General features: G+C 35.7%; 16 protein-coding genes. 2 read left to right on the forward strand and 14 right to left on the reverse strand.

Features of this window, described 5'->3' with window-relative positions; genetic code table 11:
* Positions 1-702, reverse strand: coding sequence for an ABC transporter ATP-binding protein (locus BKP57_RS05960; RefSeq protein WP_050351682.1), 702 nt, complete (start codon positions 700-702; stop codon positions 1-3).
* Between the two features lie 40 nt (positions 703-742).
* Complete coding sequence (locus tag BKP57_RS05965) at positions 743-1,348, reverse strand: TetR/AcrR family transcriptional regulator (RefSeq protein ID WP_050351683.1); 606 nt, start codon at positions 1,346-1,348, stop codon at positions 743-745.
* Positions 1,349-2,082: 734 nt separating this feature from the next.
* Here BKP57_RS05965 and BKP57_RS23085 point away from each other — a divergent pair.
* The gene (locus BKP57_RS23085) at positions 2,083-2,259 is read left to right on the forward strand and encodes a transposase (RefSeq protein WP_250637876.1); all 177 of its coding nucleotides are present in this window, start codon (positions 2,083-2,085) and stop codon (positions 2,257-2,259) included.
* A gap of 32 nt (positions 2,260-2,291) precedes the next feature.
* Positions 2,292-2,474 (forward strand): transposase, encoded by a 183-nt coding sequence (locus BKP57_RS23385; protein WP_072741156.1) that lies wholly within the window; start codon positions 2,292-2,294, stop codon positions 2,472-2,474.
* Here the strand turns inward: BKP57_RS23385 and BKP57_RS05980 are convergent.
* From BKP57_RS05980 to BKP57_RS06035, 12 genes are all read right to left on the reverse strand, one after another.
* Positions 2,460-2,774: a hypothetical protein gene (locus tag BKP57_RS05980; RefSeq protein WP_050351684.1), complete on the reverse strand. Its 315-nt coding sequence runs from the start codon at positions 2,772-2,774 to the stop codon at positions 2,460-2,462. The genes BKP57_RS23385 and BKP57_RS05980 overlap by 15 nt on opposite strands.
* 1,099 nt (positions 2,775-3,873) lie before the next feature.
* Entirely contained in the window at positions 3,874-5,259 is a 1,386-nt protein-coding gene (gene rlmD, locus BKP57_RS05985) for a 23S rRNA (uracil(1939)-C(5))-methyltransferase RlmD (protein ID WP_050351685.1), read from the reverse strand.
* Between the two features lie 115 nt (positions 5,260-5,374).
* On the reverse strand, positions 5,375-5,542 hold the full coding sequence (locus tag BKP57_RS22460; RefSeq protein WP_169770794.1) for a hypothetical protein: 168 nt from the start codon (positions 5,540-5,542) through the stop codon (positions 5,375-5,377).
* Between the two features lie 345 nt (positions 5,543-5,887).
* A complete protein-coding gene (locus BKP57_RS05990; protein ID WP_050351686.1) occupies positions 5,888-6,790 on the reverse strand; it encodes a diacylglycerol kinase in 903 nt (300 codons plus the stop codon).
* Between the two features lie 811 nt (positions 6,791-7,601).
* Positions 7,602-9,032, reverse strand: a complete 1,431-nt coding sequence (gene gatB / locus BKP57_RS05995; protein ID WP_050351687.1) for an Asp-tRNA(Asn)/Glu-tRNA(Gln) amidotransferase subunit GatB — start codon at positions 9,030-9,032, stop codon at positions 7,602-7,604.
* Positions 9,032-10,498, reverse strand: coding sequence for an Asp-tRNA(Asn)/Glu-tRNA(Gln) amidotransferase subunit GatA (gene gatA, locus BKP57_RS06000; protein WP_050351688.1), 1,467 nt, complete (start codon positions 10,496-10,498; stop codon positions 9,032-9,034). The genes gatB and gatA overlap by 1 nt, the downstream gene beginning before the upstream one ends.
* A gap of 12 nt (positions 10,499-10,510) precedes the next feature.
* A complete protein-coding gene (gene gatC, locus BKP57_RS06005) occupies positions 10,511-10,801 on the reverse strand; it encodes an Asp-tRNA(Asn)/Glu-tRNA(Gln) amidotransferase subunit GatC (protein ID WP_050351689.1) in 291 nt (96 codons plus the stop codon).
* Positions 10,802-11,858: 1,057 nt separating this feature from the next.
* On the reverse strand, positions 11,859-12,641 hold the full coding sequence (locus BKP57_RS06015; protein ID WP_072742376.1) for an alpha/beta fold hydrolase: 783 nt from the start codon (positions 12,639-12,641) through the stop codon (positions 11,859-11,861).
* A gap of 59 nt (positions 12,642-12,700) precedes the next feature.
* The gene (locus BKP57_RS06020) at positions 12,701-13,147 is read right to left on the reverse strand and encodes a MarR family winged helix-turn-helix transcriptional regulator (protein ID WP_050351691.1); all 447 of its coding nucleotides are present in this window, start codon (positions 13,145-13,147) and stop codon (positions 12,701-12,703) included.
* Between the two features lie 832 nt (positions 13,148-13,979).
* Positions 13,980-15,497: a sodium/proline symporter PutP gene (gene putP / locus BKP57_RS06030; protein WP_072741158.1), complete on the reverse strand. Its 1,518-nt coding sequence runs from the start codon at positions 15,495-15,497 to the stop codon at positions 13,980-13,982.
* Between the two features lie 681 nt (positions 15,498-16,178).
* A complete protein-coding gene (locus tag BKP57_RS23100) occupies positions 16,179-16,313 on the reverse strand; it encodes a hypothetical protein (RefSeq protein ID WP_257786700.1) in 135 nt (44 codons plus the stop codon).
* Positions 16,314-16,336: 23 nt separating this feature from the next.
* Positions 16,337-17,605: a helix-turn-helix domain-containing protein gene (locus BKP57_RS06035; protein ID WP_072741159.1), complete on the reverse strand. Its 1,269-nt coding sequence runs from the start codon at positions 17,603-17,605 to the stop codon at positions 16,337-16,339.
* Between the last annotated feature and the right edge of the window lie 257 nt (positions 17,606-17,862).

The following is a 17,862-nucleotide window of genomic DNA, read 5'->3' on the forward strand; positions in this document are numbered from 1 at the left end:
TTACCACTCAATTTCACTAATTTTTTTAGGTCGGTCATTAAAGTTTATGGAATCTAAATACCCATCTTTAATTCTTATCACGCTGTCAGCAACTTCAGCGATTGAAGCGTTATGCGTGACAATAATAACCGTCTTGCGATATTTTAGTGACATATCTTTTAGTAATTGTAAAATTTTCCCTCCTGTTTTTGAATCCAATGCTCCAGTCGGTTCATCACAAAGTAATATTTCCGGATTTTTACAAATAGCACGAGCAATGGATACCCTTTGTAGTTCCCCTCCAGATAGATTTTGAGGAAAGCTTTTTAAACGATGACCTAGACCAACTGATTTTAAAATTTCTAAAGGGTCAAATGAATCTGGAGACATTTTTTCCACTAATTGAACATTTTCAAAAGCATTTAATGAAGGAATAATATTATAAAATTGAAAAACAAAACCAACATACCTTCTTCGATAATTGGTAAGTTCATATTCTTTCATAGATGAGATAGTTTGCTTTTGAATACTAATGGTTCCACTCGTCAAAGTATCCATACCCCCTAACATATTTAAAAGTGTAGTTTTCCCTGATCCACTAGGGCCTAGAATAACATTAAACGTACCCTCTTCTAAAGAAAAACTAATATCATTAAGAGCCCGAGTAGTAATATCTCCACTGTAATAATCTTTAATAATATTCTTAACTTCTACGAATGACATAACTATCTCCTTTCTCAAAACTATAGTTTCGCACCATATTTTATAGTTGTAAATAAGTTAATTTTTCAATGACTTTTTTTATATATTCAGTTGCTTCGATTCTATCTTGGTCTGGTTCAAGGTTTGCCAAAATACCATTTGCTCCATAAATGATGAAGTTCGCCAAAAAATCACATGAATCATTATTGAATATTGGAGATTCGGGAACAATCCTTCTTTCTAATAATTGATATAGCAACGTTTTTATCATTGTTTTCTCTGATTTAATTATCTTTTTCGAAGCACTTTCCAAAAGTTGTTTATTTTCGCCCTTCAATTGTAATTTCTGATATTCCAACGTGTCATTTCTAATCATAATGAGTAACTTTGAAATAGTAAGTAATACACTTTCATCCGAATTATCCATTTCTTGAAAGATTTTTTTTCTCTTTAAAATCGTTTCTTCAGCCATTTGATTAATCACAGCTTCATAAATCTCTTTTTTCGATTTAAAATAATGGTAAAATAATCCCGGCCCTCCCGAACTTTCTGTTTTATTGAGAATTTCACGAACAGTTACTTTTTCGTAACCTTTTTCTAAAAACAATTCCTTCGCTAATTCAATTAGCTCTTTCAGCCGTTCTTCTGGTTTCTTGACAGTTCTCACATTTAATACCTCCGATTTAGATATTGGTATTCTATTATTTATTTAATTTTTAGTTATTATTATTGCCTTCCTCTATTTAATTAACATTTCTTGCAAATGTTCTTGTTTTCTTAGAATTTCTCAAACACCTAATTAAGAATGGTGTGAGGTAGATATCTAATCGTTCAAAATACTGAAGATTTAAAGCATCTTTATCCCACCTAACGCCCAAATTGAAAGTATTTGGTTAAATATTGGTATAACTATGCGTTTTCGCCAAACTTGCTCACCCTTTATATATCACATGATTTTTATCCACACATTTTTTCGTCTTGCGTATCCACAAGGTGGTCGGAAAAGCTCCTATATTTAGATTCTATCAATTGAACGACGTTCGGTCAATGTTAAAGGGAATTTTTACTAAATGTTAAACCTTAAACGGTAACGATTAAACTGGAGGAATAAACGAACCAACGGTATAGGCTAAACAACGATATAAAAGTAATGAAGATAAAGATACCAGAGAAAAGAGTTTAGGAAAATAATCATAACAGATGAGCACTAATTTGTTATTAAAAGTAATATTGAATGGGATATTATGATAGGGTCAGTAATAGCAGCAATTTTAGCATGAAATGTGTTTTGAAAGGATATAGCATTAGGGAAACTATTTTTATTGCAGATGATTTCACTATATGAGGCATGAAGTACGCCGAGAAGTTCAAAGGGATTTGGATAAAAAGCCACGTTTTCTGATGAAACGTAGTAAAAAACTGTTATGGAAATCGGTATATAAACTGGATGAAGAAGAGTCAGAAAAGGTACAAAAACTCCTTGAGATTGATCCTAGATTACAAAAAGCATATGCACTTAAAAATAAGTTATATCAATGGTTTAAGAAAGCGATAAGGATAAAGCTAAAGCTGGATTAGAAGCATGTATGCAGGCGTTAAAAGAATAAGGTATGATTGATTCATTTCAACGTGTTTATCATACGTTTCAGCGATGGAAAACAGAAATCTTTCAATCATTTATGTATCCTTTTAACAATGGATATATAGAGGGGGTAAACAACAAGATAAAGGTGTTAAAACATAAGTCCTATGGCATTAAAAAGGATTCACTAATAAACCTATTTAGATGGTAACGGAATAGGCCCTTGAAAATTGTATAAATACCCTTCATAGATGAATAGTCCTCCACCTACATTTCTAGCAGATACGTACCCCTCGAAAGACGCTCTATATTTAGTTGTTTGTATATACACCGTGCGTCCTTGATATGGAACCGGTCCGAATTCATGCCAAATTCTTGTAACCGGTGCCCATTCTGGATTAACTTCGCCTTCCTTTTCAACAGCCACACTTTCTTCTGCAAATACTGGATTTCCAAATGCGGAGAAACATAATAACGTAGAAAACATTAAAACAAATACCTTCTTTTTCATTTATTCACCCTCCCTTCCTATTAATATAGCAACTACACTTTACTAATATGGTAATTAATACTATTATAACATCAGAAAATTATTGGAATTCAAATAATATATTATAAATTTTGCATTCTAATTTATCAAACTATAATATTCCTCTACTAAATTTTGATAAATGGGTGCAAATATAACATAGATAAAACAATATCCAAGGGAGTTTTACAATTTTTTCAAGTTTTGGGGTCCGAGTAATTGATTATTTAATGAAATATATTGTGAGGGAAAATAGAAAACGGGGTAAAGGAATATTGGATAAAGAACACTGGACCACTATTGGATCCAGGCTGGATTCGTATTGAGTTTTGATTAACCTTAAATGATTGTTCTGCCTATTCGTGTTTCCCCCGCTCTTCCCTCAAATGTACCAACTATTTAGCAGTAGGTATCGACTTTTTAGCGTGAAGAAGTGGAAAACAACAGGGAGATAGTAGAGACTAATTTTTATAAATATCAACTCTACAGCAACACTCTTTGTAAAATTCTTACGTATATCAACCCTGTTCTACTCCTTCTTATCTCCTATTTTACTTAATATGGTTAAAATATTACAAACCAAACTAAATTTCTTTTCTCTACTATGTACAATTAAAATAAACTCTCCCTAAATCCCCCCTCAAACCCGCATTCCACCGTCAGAGTTAAAATAAAGTTTTCCGACTAAACCCTCTTTTTTCCCAATCCCGGTAGAAAATATGGCCGTTTTTCACCGCTTTTCCACCTTTTTTTTGTTTTAAAATAAAGTTCTCTCAAAAATAATGGAGAAAATTATGGAAGAGGAAAAGATAAAATATTGGATGTGATTTGTTATTGAGTTAAATATTGAGTGGGATATTGGTTGAACCCAGTGATAACAAGGAATAGAGAAAAAAGAAAAGGGAAGAAAAAGAACTCTTTTCTCCCCACTCTTTCATCTATTACCCAAGAAATTATTGGATTAGACCCCGAAATCGGAAATGTTTATTTTCACGAAATCGGGGTCTAAATCGGAATTGTTTATTTTACCGAAATCCAGGTCTTATTAGGAAAAGTCTATTATCACTGAGAAATGTTCTTTTTAGTTAGACATTTTTCTTTCTAGTAAAGACACTGCCTCCACATGATTCGTCTGTGGAAACATGTCAACTGGTTGCACTTCCTTTGTTTCATAGCCGCCTTCATCTAGTATTTTTAAGTCTCGAGCTAATGTAGACGGGTTGCAAGAAACATACACAATTCGTTTCGGTTGCATCTCAATCATTGCTTGCAGAAAGTCTCCATCACATCCTTTTCGTGGCGGATCAACGATGATAACGTCAGGATGCAATCCTTGTGCCTTCCACCATGGCATAACTTTCTCAGCTTCACCTACAACGAATTCAACATTGGTAATTCCGTTCAATTTGGCATTTCTTTTTGCATCGCTAATTGCTTCTGGAACAACCTCTATGCCGTAAACCTTTTTCGCCTGCTGCGCTAAAAATAATGAAATCGTACCGATGCCACAATACGCATCAATAACGACATCCGATGAATTAAGATTTGCATATTCCAAAGCTTTTTCATATAGCACTTTTGTTTGAGGGGGATTGACTTGATAAAACGACTTAGCAGAAATAGCGAATCGAATGTTACCAATCGTATCGTAAATATAGTCATCTCCCCAAATCACTTTCGTCTTTTTACCTAAAATGACATTCGTTATTTCCTTATTCACATTGTGAACAATCGATTTAATATGAGGATAGGTTTCTGTCAATGCTTGAATCAGCTTATCCTGTTCTGGAAGCTTGTCCGTTCGCGTTACGAGAACAATCATCGTATCCTTTGTTTCTCTACCGGTACGTACCATGATATGGCGCAACACCCCGCGATGCTTGGATTCATCATAAGCAGTGATTCCTAATTGGTTGGCAATCCGTCGCACTGCTTCTACCATACGATCATTGACTTCATCCTGAATGACACATGTATCCATATCTTCAATGATACGATGACTGCGTTTTTGAAAAAAACCAGTAATTAACTCACCGTTCTTTTCGCCAACCGGAATTTGCACTTTATTACGATAACGCCATGGATCCGTCATACCAAGTGTAGGATGAACTGGAACATGGCTCATATGGGCAATTTTACGCATCACGTTTTTTACTTGGTTTCGCTTCATATTCAGCTGCAGATCATAACTCATATGCTGCAATTGGCAACCACCACATTTATAATAAACATCACAAGGTGCTTCTACTCGATCTGGACTTGCTTGTTTTACTTCCAGAAGCTTTCCAAAGCCAAAATTTTTATTTACTTTTATGACTTTAACGAGAGCTTGTTCGCCTGGCAATCCATACGGTACAAACAGAGGGTAGCCATTTACTTTAGCAACTCCATTCCCTTCATGGGTCAAATCTTCAAATGCGAGCGTCAAGGTCTCGTTCTTTTTTACTGGTACTGCTTTTTTTGCCATGATTCTCTTCCTTTATAAGCTAGTTTGTGTTCCTATCTTATCATAGAAGTTAATGGTTACATAATGAATTCATGCACTTGGAAATATGTAACCATGTTATGTTATCTAAATTCACCTATTGATCTTCTGGCCGTTTCTCAACGAGCAACAAACTAAGCGTGGCAATTGGTCCTATAAATAGAGACAATAAAAACCAATTAACAGCTGTTCTATTCTTCCCTTGCGCTAACCCAGCATTAATTAACGCTAATGTCCCCCAACCGACATAAAATTCTCCGTTCAAAAGAATACCCCCTATTAAAACTTCTTCTATTATTCATAAGCTTAGCATGACTTTTCACCTTTTGGAAGTGAACTTTAAAAACCAATAGTGAGGTCTCGTTAACGCTTTATTTATGGATAAAAAGTAAAATCGCTGAAGTTCACATAAAAATCGCCGGAGTTCACAATTAACAAGCTTTACAATGATGCATAAAAACATGATCAGCCTTCCATTTCCAGCAATCTGTGGACTCGCTCAGCAACACAGCGCAAAGCACTTTTTAACATGCAAAAGGACTGCCTTAATGTGCACCGCAAAGTTAGATGTATCATCTAACTTTTGGGTGCAGTTCATACATGCAGTCCGTTAATTCTTTTCGATAAATTCAGCTGGAACGAAAAATTCAATATGCTGCTGTAGATTTGCAAATTCTCCTGGAAGCAGTCCCCCGTACTCACCGTCAATATTTAATTGCATTTTCTCATCTGTCGTCACTTTAACATGCTTCGCCTTATCATAGATGACGTGGCGATCCTCTAAATGTGCTCCGCGTAGTGCTAGTGTCGCAATTCGGATAAATTCTGCCAAATTTGTTTTGCGTAAGATGATTAAATCAAAGTAACCGTCCTGCATATCCGCTTCCGGAGCGAGTTTTTCAAAACCACCAACTGAATTAGTATTGGAGATGAGAAAGAGCATAATATCTTCATCAATGACATTGCCGTCATATTCGATTTTAGCTCTTGTCGGTTTTAAAGAAGGTAACATCTCAATCCCCTTCATATAATAAGCTAACTGTCCAAGCATCGTCTTTAGCTTGCTTGGCACTTCATATGTCAGTTCAGTAAGTTTACCTCCACCAGCAATGTTCATGAAATAGTGCTCATTCACTTTTCCAATATCTAAACACATCGATTTCCCTTCCGTAATTACATCAACTGCTTTTTGAATATCACGTGGAATATGTAGGGCTCTGGCAAAATCGTTCGTCGTCCCCACTGGTATAATACCAAGCTTTGGCCGTCTCTCCTGCTCAGCTATCCCATTAATAACTTCATTAATTGTTCCATCTCCACCAGCAGCAATCACAAGGTCATGACCTCTTTCAACAGCCAATTTTGCAGCTTGGATCGCGTCTCCCTCACAAGTCGTTGCATGAGCAGATGTTTCATAACCAGCTACTTCAAGCTTCTCTAATACAGCTGGCAATTCTTTTTTAAAAGCTTCTCTACCAGACGTAGGATTATAAATAATACGCGCTTTATTCATTGCTTTCCCTCCGCATTGCATCAGGTATGCAGGACCATAATTATTAAAAATTGCAAACATAGAATGATATTTAAAAAGTATGTAACTAAATAGACCGAACCTGATTCGTATGCTTATCATAAAAACCTAAAAAACATGATGTACCTGCAGTCTATTCTTTATCATAGCCCTTTTCTATGATTTTGAAAAGAGGACACACAAGGAAGATTTTATGAACCATCACCTATATATGTCAAAATTAACTGAATGGATTTGAATACAGCCGCTTCTGATAAAGGGAATCTTCCATATATTGGGGGGATTCATCCCCCACGGATTGTTAGTACCGTAATGGTATCACCTAAAGTCCCCTTACGAAATAGGGCATTTAGGTGCTGTTATCTTCCATTTAGACTTGTTATTAGTAAAGATTATCCAACTCCTGAATTTGGAGTCTTACTGCACCTTATATAGGGATAAAATAGCCAGCAGAAAATAGCTGATCGATCTATCGTTAAAACTTGTCGTTGTCGTTTCCCACGTTTTAAACACTTACAACGATTATCAATCACCTAATACGCCTACAGCAACTTAGTGAATCGGCACTTTCCAATATGGAAAAGAAATTCCTCTACCCACAATGAAACCCCTGCATTAGTTAATTGCATCAACCCGAGCTTCAAAAGTTTTTACTGTTAAACTCTAACGAAAACAGAGATTTACATGCTGTATGTTCCGTAGACTTCCAATCCAACTATCATGATTCATAACCGAGCCTTACAGATCAAATCCTGGACTATTTGAAAGCGATCATAATAGCCCAGGTGATCTATTATCGTTTGTTTATTTCTTCTAATAAAATTTTGTTAACCATTGGTGGATTTGCTTGTCCTTTAGTAGCTTTCATCACTTGACCGACTAAGAAACCAACTGCTTTATTTTTACCATTTTTATAATCGATAATTGATTGTTCATTTTCATCAAGCACTTTAGAAATAATTTCTTTCAATTGACCTTCGTCAGAAATTTGAACAAGACCTTTTTCTTTTACAATCTTCTCCGGATCGCCACCATTTTCCACTAACTCTGCGAACACTTTCTTAGCGATCTTGGAAGAAATGGTTCCATCATCAATGAGCTGAATCATTTTGGCAAGCGCTTCTGGCGTAATAGCTAATTCATCCAGCTCTTTATAATGCTTGTTCATATAAGCCGAAATTTCACCCATAAGCCAATTAGAAACTTGCTTCATATCAGCCCCGTGAGCGATAGCTTCTTCAAAGAAATCAGCCATCTGTTTGGAATTGGTAATCACGGTAGCATCATATTCAGGCAACTCAAGCTCTTCCATATATCGTTTTTTACGTGCATCAGGCAGCTCTGGAATTTCTTTACGAATGCGCTCCTTCCAAGCCTCATCAATATACAATGGAACTAGGTCAGGCTCAGGGAAATAACGGTAATCATCCGAACCTTCCTTAACACGCATGAGGATCGTTTCCTTGGTTTTTTCATCGTAACGACGTGTTTCTTGCAGGATTTTTCCTCCTGAAAGCAATTCTTTCTCTTGACGTTTTTCTTCAAATTCTAATCCTTTTTGCACAAAGCTAAAGGAGTTCAAATTCTTTAGCTCCGTTTTTGTTCCGAATTCTTCTTGGCCAATTGGACGTAAAGAAATATTCGCATCACAGCGTAAAGACCCTTCCTGCATTTTCACATCGGACACACCAGTATATTGAATAATGTTTTTGAGTTTTTCTAGATACGCATAAGCTTCTTCTGGCGAACGCATATCTGGTTCGGAAACAATTTCAATTAATGGTGTGCCTTGACGATTAAAATCAACCAACGAATAACCATCATCACCATGTGTTAGTTTACCCGCATCTTCTTCCAGATGAAGTCGTGTAATGCCGATCCGTTTTTTCTTTCCATGCACTTCAATTTCAATCCAACCATTCTCGCCAATTGGTTGATCAAATTGTGAAATTTGATAAGCCTTTGGATTGTCCGGATAGAAGTAATTTTTGCGATCAAATTTCGTATGAGTCGCAATATCACAATTTAAAGCCATTGCTGCTTTCATTGCAAAATTAACCGCTTCTTCGTTCAATACAGGCAAAACACCTGGATATCCCAAATCGATTGGATTCACGTTTGTGTTTGGAGCTGTCCCAAACTCATTAGTACTAGGACTAAAGATTTTCGACTTTGTTTTTAATTCAACGTGTACCTCTAAGCCAATGATTGTTTCAAAATTCATTACTTGGCACCTCCTAGCTGAGGGCGTTGTTTATGATGATCCGTCGCTTGCTCATACGCATGTGCAGCGCGGTATACAGTAGCCTCATCAAAATGCTTTCCAATAATTTGCAGACCGATTGGCAATCCTGCCCCAGAAAACCCACACGGAACGGAAATACCTGGTACGCCAGCTAAATTTACCGGGATGGTTAAAATATCATTTGCATACATCGTTAGTGGGTCGTCCACTTTTTCCCCGACTTTAAATGCTGGAGTTGGCGTAGTTGGTCCGATTACCACATCATAATCTTGGAAAATCTGATCAAAATCCTGCTTTATTAATGTACGCACTTTTTGTGCCTTTTTATAGTACGCATCGTAGTATCCAGAGCTAAGGGCAAACGTCCCTAACATAATCCGACGCTTCACTTCTTCACCAAATCCTTCGCTGCGTGACTTTTTGAACATGTCGATCATATTTTCTGCATTCTCAGAGCGAACTCCATAACGAACCCCGTCAAAGCGAGCAAGGTTGGCTGAAGCTTCCGATGAAGATAGCAGGTAGTATGTTGCAACAGCATATTTAGAGTGCGGCAGGGAAACCTCTTCCCACGTAGCTCCTAAAGATTCATATACCTTTAATGCTTGCATAACTGTCTCTTTAACCTCTGGAGTTACACCTTCACTAAGGTATTCCTTTGGCACAGCAATTTTTAATCCCTTCACATCGTTCGTTAAAGCTTTCGTGTACGCAGGGACTTCTACATCTGCACTCGTTGAATCCATCACATCATGTCCAGAAATCACTTCAAGTACACGTGCATTATCTTCTACCGTACGGGTAATTGGACCAATTTGATCCAAAGAGGACGCAAAGGCTACTAAACCAAACCGAGATACCCGTCCGTATGTAGGTTTTAATCCTACAACGCCGCAAAATGCTGCTGGCTGACGAATAGAACCGCCTGTATCTGACCCTAATGCAAATAGCACTTCACCTGCTGCTACAGCAGCTGCTGAGCCACCACTAGACCCACCAGGAACATAATCGGTGTTCCAAGGGTTACGAGTTGGTTCATAGCTTGAGTTTTCATTGGATGACCCCATTGCAAATTCATCCATATTCAATTTACCAATGGTAACAGCTTTTTGTTGATTTAGTTTATCAACAACCGTTGCGTTATATAAAGGGTCATGGAAATTATCTAGAAACTGACTGGCACATGTAGTACGCAGTGATTTCGTTACAATATTATCTTTAATCCCACTAGGAATGCCAAATAAAGCTGCTGTTTTATCTGATTCCTTATCCAGTTCTTTTGCTTTTGTTCTTGCTTTTTCTTCATCTAATGTAAGAAATGCATGAACTCGGTCATCCACTTCATGGATACGCTCATAGGAAGCATTTACTAGCTCTTCCACGGTAATTTCACCTTTATGTAATTTCTCTTCTAATTGCTTGATGGTGTAATCAAATAACGACATTCTTTTCCCTCCCTACTCCAAAATTGATGGCACACGAAAATGACCATCTTGATGATCTGGAGCATTTTTCAGTGCTTCTTCTTGTGTAATCCATTGCTTCGGCTCATCTTTACGCATCACATTTTTTATATCAAGTACATGCGTCGTCGGTTCTACATTCGTTGTATCCAATTCATTTAACTGCTCTGCATAAGCAATGATCGAACTTAAATGCTCTGTAAACATTTCTGCTTCCTCTTCTGTCACATGCAAGCGAGCCAAATGAGCAACATGTTTTACTTGATCTTTCGAAATTTTTTCCACTTCTTTCCCTCCAAACTACATACTTTTATATGGTACACACCAGAATTGCATTCATAACATGAATTATTCATGAGTAGTACTTTCATTTATCCTTTACTGATGTTGTATAAAGCGAACTCTTCAATCAGTGAGGCGTTTTTCCCCGCTATTGTTAGTACCGTAACGGTATGACCTAAAGGCCGCTTATGAAATAGGACATTTTGGGCTGTTATCCACTTAGACTTGCTCAGGAAACTCTCTGCACCTCTTAGAGCGGGAGCCTTACAGCACTTATATGCAGGATATACCGCACAGCGCCATTTAACTTGCAATTAATTCCTCCCTATCTGTCCTAGTAACATGAAAGGGTTGGCGTTATTGCCAGTTACATACAGAATAAACAATTGGTTTATCTTTTGTATCAAATTTGTTTTCTTTGAAATAGTTTTTTCTTTTAAACGTCCTGCTACCTCTTAAAGCAAAATAAACGTTGTGGTAACACTATTGATAATAGCAGAATGTCCTATAACTAAGCAACTAAAGTAGAGAAGTAAACCGAATTAATGAACAGTTTCCTCTTCCATCATGCAAAAACTTGGAAAACGAAAATTTTAAGGAATGCATTCTCATTCCTTACATATATTTAGGAAAGCCTACTATTGGCTAGTTGTGTCAGGATAGAACCTAACTATTTTGTAATTTGTTTACTTAGACGAATAAAGAACATTACTTCTCTTTCATCTACTGATCATAATTGCTTTATTCAAATTCACGAAAATAAAACCGTAGCGTGCATGGAAAATCACTCTTCCTTCTTACCAAACTTGAAGAGATTTGGCACTGTGAAAAATTTAGAAACGCAAAGAAGGTGAAGCAGTTAACTCCACCAGAAAAATGGTAAGCGCTGTTTTTCTAGTTTCAATATATAATAAATTTTCTATTTCCCCTTTTCATTATATTTCTTTTTAAAGCAGTCTTGGAATGTTGGACTTATATAAAAACTATAATGATCAAGCCGAGGCTTTTCACTTGATTCTTAAGTTATTTAAATAAATTTGATTAATAAACACCGACTAATTTAAGAAATATTTATTGTCTTTCCATCTGGTATTTCACCGTCAATAATCCATTTCTCAACCAATTGATTAAAAAAATCAGGATGCACTAGAGGTATTCCATGACTAACGTTAGGTATTATTACCCCTAAACAGTTTGAATTATTTAAAATTATATCTTTTGCTGATTTTTTCATTACTGCTTTTTCTCTTTCACCAACGGTAACCAAAATCTTTCCCTTTGCCTTATTAAAATCTTCAGGTAATTCAAACGACATATTTTCTTCTAATATTCGTACAAGCGTATCCGACTTCATTAAGGAACTTTCTTTATAATAGGTTTCGAAGTGTTCCATATCGATATATAGTGTTTTTGCTTGAAGTTTTGAAAATGATTTGTTTTTAATCAATGGAAACGTCAATTTAATTGTAGGTCTAATTAGTTTTTTTACAAATGAATTTGGTCTAACTAACGCACTATTAATAACTGCATAATGAATTAAATTCGGTTTTATACTCAGCATTTGAATAGCTACTTGCGCCCCTAAAGAGAATCCAATAACGATTACTTTTTTATCATTTGCTATTTTCTCTATTATCTCTATCGCTCTTTCTGCACTATATTTAATTGAAAATTTAGCTGTATGATTACTTTTCCCTTGTTCTGGTAAATCTATTGCAACACAATGATACTGACTGAAGTATTGCATTTGTTTTTCCCACATCCAGCTACTTACCCCGCCACCATGTATAAAAAACATCATTGAACCGTCCTTATTTCCAGTTTCTCTATAATACAAAGTCAAATCATCCACTCCAATAACACAACAGAATTGTACTATTATTTCCTCCAATTTATTTTCTCTTAATTATTTGCATTCGATTGATCGCTTTCATCAGCAATAGTTATTATTTTTTCTAATATATCCTTTAATTGCTTTAAATCCTTTGAAGATAAATTTCCATAAATGTCCTTATTAATTTGAAGTTTCAAAGCAGCTAAATCTCTGAAATACTGATGGGCTTTATCAGCAAGGTTCAAGATGATTTCACGTCGGTCTTGCGGATTAAAATTTCGTTCGATATATCCTCTGTCTTCTAATTTATTTAGTATTTGACTTACTGCACTTGTAGAAACATTTAATTTATCAGCTATATCTTTCGTTGAAGTAAACCCTTGCTTTATCAACTCTAACAGTAATACTTGCTTAGCTGTTAGCTGATTATCTAGCTTATCCTCAAATTTTTTTGCTACTAAGATATTAAAGTTATTTTGTAAAATATTTATTTGGTGGATATATTCATCTTTCATTTCATGCACCTCATTTTACTAAGCTCTATTAATTATAAAGCAACCTTAACTATATTACAAATGAAGTTTTAAATTTTCTAATTGCTTAATTTTGCCTATTAATTCTCGAATTTCATATGTTTTTATAGAGATTCCACACTATTCGATTTAGTATTATATCAACATTGAAATTGGTTTTGAACACTATAATCCGAATACCCACCTTTTTCAATAAATTTTTTCATTATTAGTTCTTTCAATGGTTTAAATTACCTTTCGTAAAATAAGAAATTATCCTTTTATAATAATACTTTTTCATTTAAATTTCCCCTTTTTTAAAAAAAGAACAAAGGTAATCTTAAAACACTATGAAGCAAAGTTAAACGGTGAAGTAGTACATATCTGGATGCAAAACAATAATTTAAAGAATATATCGTTGGAAAACTTCATACAGAAGGAACTGAAAATGAATAATGACTATTAAAACTATATTAAGATTCCAGCAATAGCTGGAGACACGAAGATCCCCTAATAGAAATGATGTTGCTCCATTTAGTTGTATGAGGAGGTTCTTGTTGTAAATTTGATAGTCGGCGCTCTGAACATTGTGGAAAAACATGCGGTATTTATCATAATGCTGGTTAGAGAAAATCTATTAATAATTTCGACTATGGTTGCAGAACGCACGACACTGAAATCAGGTGAAGAAGGTTCTGAAAGATGTACCCGCATAAAAATTTACTGGAATGTACGGGCATCTTCCGACGAATTCGAGAAATAAGCAACTGCGACAAATCCGAAACCAACTAAAAAGGAATATATTGACCACATGTATTACTTTATGAATGATTCTTCAATAAAGACGTCTTGCTGTTTCATCATAATCTGCAATTAGCTCCTCATTAGGCTTACCAAGTAAACTAACGATAATCGTTGTGCATAAATTAAAGAAAAAACCAGGAACAATTTCATATAAATCAAAAATCCCGCCCGACAGTACCGGACCCCAAATAATAACTGCCACTGCACCAACTACAATACCTGCAAGTGCGCCATTCCGTGTAACCCGCCTCCAAAATAAAGCTAACAAAATAATGGGACCAAATGCTGCACCAAATCCAGCCCATGCATAGCCAACTAAATCCAACACGGAACTGTCTGGATTTAGGGCAATTAGAAGTGCAATCAAGGCAATAATGACAGTTGCCAGCCTGCCTACCCATACCAGTTCCTTATCTGTTGCTTGTTTACGAAATATAGCTCTATATAAATCCTCTGCTACCGCTGAGGAGGATACAAGTAACTGCGAGTCTATCGTACTCATAATTGCCGATAAAATGGCAGCTAATAATACCCCTGCTACAACCGGGTGAAAGAGAATTTGTGAAAAGGCAATAAAAATTTTCTCCGAATCTGCCAGTACTTGTAACCCATTCTGATTTACAACTTGAATGCCAAATTCAGATAGGATCGAAACCTCTTGGGTACTAATAAATGCCAGCCCAACAAACCCCGTAAAAATCGCCCCGTACAATCCTAAAACCATCCATGTAGTTCCAATAAACCTTGCTTTTGGAACATCTTTATGCGAACGTAAAGCCATAAAACGGACCAAGATATGAGGCTGACCAAAATACCCTAATCCCCATGCAAGTGAAGAAATAATTGCCATCATCCCAACACCCTCAACCATATTCAGGTGAGTAGGATTAATTTCTCCAACTGCTTGAACAGCTGCGTCCCATCCGCCCATTTGCGTTAATGCCACAACTGGTACTACAAGTAACGCAAGAAACATCAGTAAGCCCTGGACAAAATCTGTCCAAGCAACAGCTAAAAAGCCTCCTAATAGCGTATAAGAAATAACAATAATACCACCAATCCAAAGGGCGACTTCATAAGAAAGCCCAAATGACGCCTCAAATAGCTTTGCTCCGGCTACCATGCCAGAAGATGTATAAAAGGTAAAGAATAATAAGATAACTAATGCTGCAATCACGCGTAGAATATGTGATGTATCCTTAAACCGATTTGCCAAGAAGTCTGGAATGGTAATCGAGTTATTACTTACTTCCGTATATACACGCAATCTTTTGGCAACAAATTGCCAATTTAAATAGGCGCCAATTGCAAGCCCGATTCCCATCCACGCTTCCGACAGGCCTGAAGCATAAATTGCACCGGGTAATCCTAATAATAGCCAGCCGCTCATATCCGAAGCTCCAGCACTAAGCGCAGCTACGCCTGGACCTAACCCTCTGCCTCCTAAAACATAATCGGATAAATTATTCGTTCGATAATACATAATAATACCAATCGTCAACATTCCTACTAAGAAAACGATAAAGGTGACCAGTGTAGGTGTAGTCATTGTTTATTTCCTCCTCTCTGTAAATAAAGTAATGCATGATAAAATAAGCACAATAGGCATTGGGACAAAAAGCCAAAACCACGTTGCCCCTTGAATGGTGTATTCCATATAGCTCTCCTCCTCCCTAGGTGTATTTCACTTTATGCAATATTATTTTATAATAGAATATTACAACAATAACGTATTATTTTTAAAGCGTAAACATTTTTAAAATACTTTCAGATGAAGTACTAATAATTTGTAAATGAAATAGTTATACTAAAATCCATTCGAAGTGCCTATGAATAACTTGAAGAAAATGGAAAGGCATCATTAATTTTAATGGGTAAATTCACTTTAAGGGGTCAGTCAAAAGGAGACTGTAGAGGTCTACAGAAATTCATACTTTGAAACAAAAAAAGCCCCAGAACGGGTTCCACGCCGCTCTGGGAAAAATTCTATCATAAATAGGGTAAAAAAGTTAAAACAGATTGAAAAGAATGTATTTGCTTAATTGAAGTGTGACACTTAGTTGATGACCACCAGCACATCTGCTAGTGCATAATTAACAAAGAATAGTCTTGCCGTATATGTTTTTTCTCCTCACCCCCTTTAAAATAAATGCAACAAAATTCTTGTAGCGTCCTATTTTAATAAAACTACTATTTTCTAATCCAAATCCTTTAAAGATAAAAAATGGAATTAAAACTGACTACTTTCACTTGCCCCCTTTGGATGGCTGCTTTTGCCTGCATGATCTGAAAATTGTTGCTCTGTAAAGATAAATCCACCAATTAATAAAACGCCACATAGTATAGATAATATTCCTTTTTTCATATTATCCCCTCCTTTTTATTAGATTACATGTTCACGAATTCTTCGTAGCTTAAGCTGGCTATTTTATAATATTGAACTGATTCTTTATACTTACCCTGTTGTTCCAAATGATTTGCCAGTAATTTGGCATAAAACACCAAATCGCTGTGTTCCCCCGATTGCCGTAAGTAAGGTATAAAGTTATCTGTTAATACCGTTTTAAACTTATCTAATTCTCCACTTAATAAATAAGTATATACTTGTATAATATAGTCATAGAGTTGGTAACTTTTGTATCTTCCAGCGCGGTTTAGCACACTTTCTGCTTCCGCCAAGCACTGTTCTGCTTTTTTATATTCTCCAATATTATAGTATTCTTCAATTAAACAAGAATATGCAGTTAATAAATAATCGGCTTCTATTTGTTTATTTTCAATAGCAAGCAATAAATTATTAATAGCTGCTTCAGAATTACCCATTGCTGAGAACAAGTATCCTAAATTTTGATTCGCTAAGTGAATGACACTTTCAGTATCACTTAATATCCCCAAATGTTTGGCTAATTGAAAGTTTTTAATCGCTTTATCGTACATTTTAAATCTTTGGTAAGAGATTCCAAATAAAAGATGGCATTGACCACAACGTACAAAATTATACTCACGTTGAAACACTTCCATTGCTTCCTTTGTATAATCAAGACATTCTAGTTGCTCCCATAATTGACTATGCGTGACAGCTAAAGCATACTTTAAATCGGCAACCTCCGTCTCATCCAAACTAGCAGTCGGTATTTTTTCTTGTGCCAACTTAAATAATTCCATTGCTTTAGCGTGCTCATCCAAATAAGAATAATAATTCCCCCTGAACTTGTGCCAATAATATTCGTGTTTTACATTAAATGAATCGACCAGTTCTCGTAGTTCATTCATTTTTGCCAATGCTTTATCCAATTCACGCAAAACAATATAGTAACGTATTTTATGAATTTCAAACATGATAAAGTTCTCATTGATGCTCTGGTCCATAAGTGATTGTAATTCTTCATACCTTGCTTTCATTTCTTGTTTATCACAATGATCAAAGAGCATCTCATACCACTGTTGGCATTTTTCCTCGATATGGGAATTCGTTTCCTCTGCAAATTCAATCCCTAATCGTTTACAAAGTAATTGAATGATTTCTGGGCTAGCCTTCGTCTTTTTATTTTCGATTTTGGATAAATAAGACAATGAAACGATACCTTCCGACAATTCCCCTTGTGTCATTTGCCGCTTCGTTCGTTGCAATTTGATAAACGGTCCTATATCTACCAAATTCCGCCACCCACCATCCTTAATATTTAGGTTTACTTTGTATAATGTCATTATAACATAAATTCTGATAATTCATATTGGGAAAAAATTTGATTATTAATCTAATTTTCAACGCAAAGCTCCTCAAAAAACTTTCCTACTTTCTTAATTAAGGAAAATCACTGAATAAATTGGCTGAAACTGCAAAAGTACCTGTATTTCGAAGCATTACTTTTTGAATAAAAATTAAAATATTGTCGGTCGATAGTTTAATTTCA

The organism is Virgibacillus sp. 6R (assembly GCF_001895305.1).
Lineage (GTDB): Bacteria > Bacillota > Bacilli > Bacillales > Amphibacillaceae > Virgibacillus > Virgibacillus pantothenticus.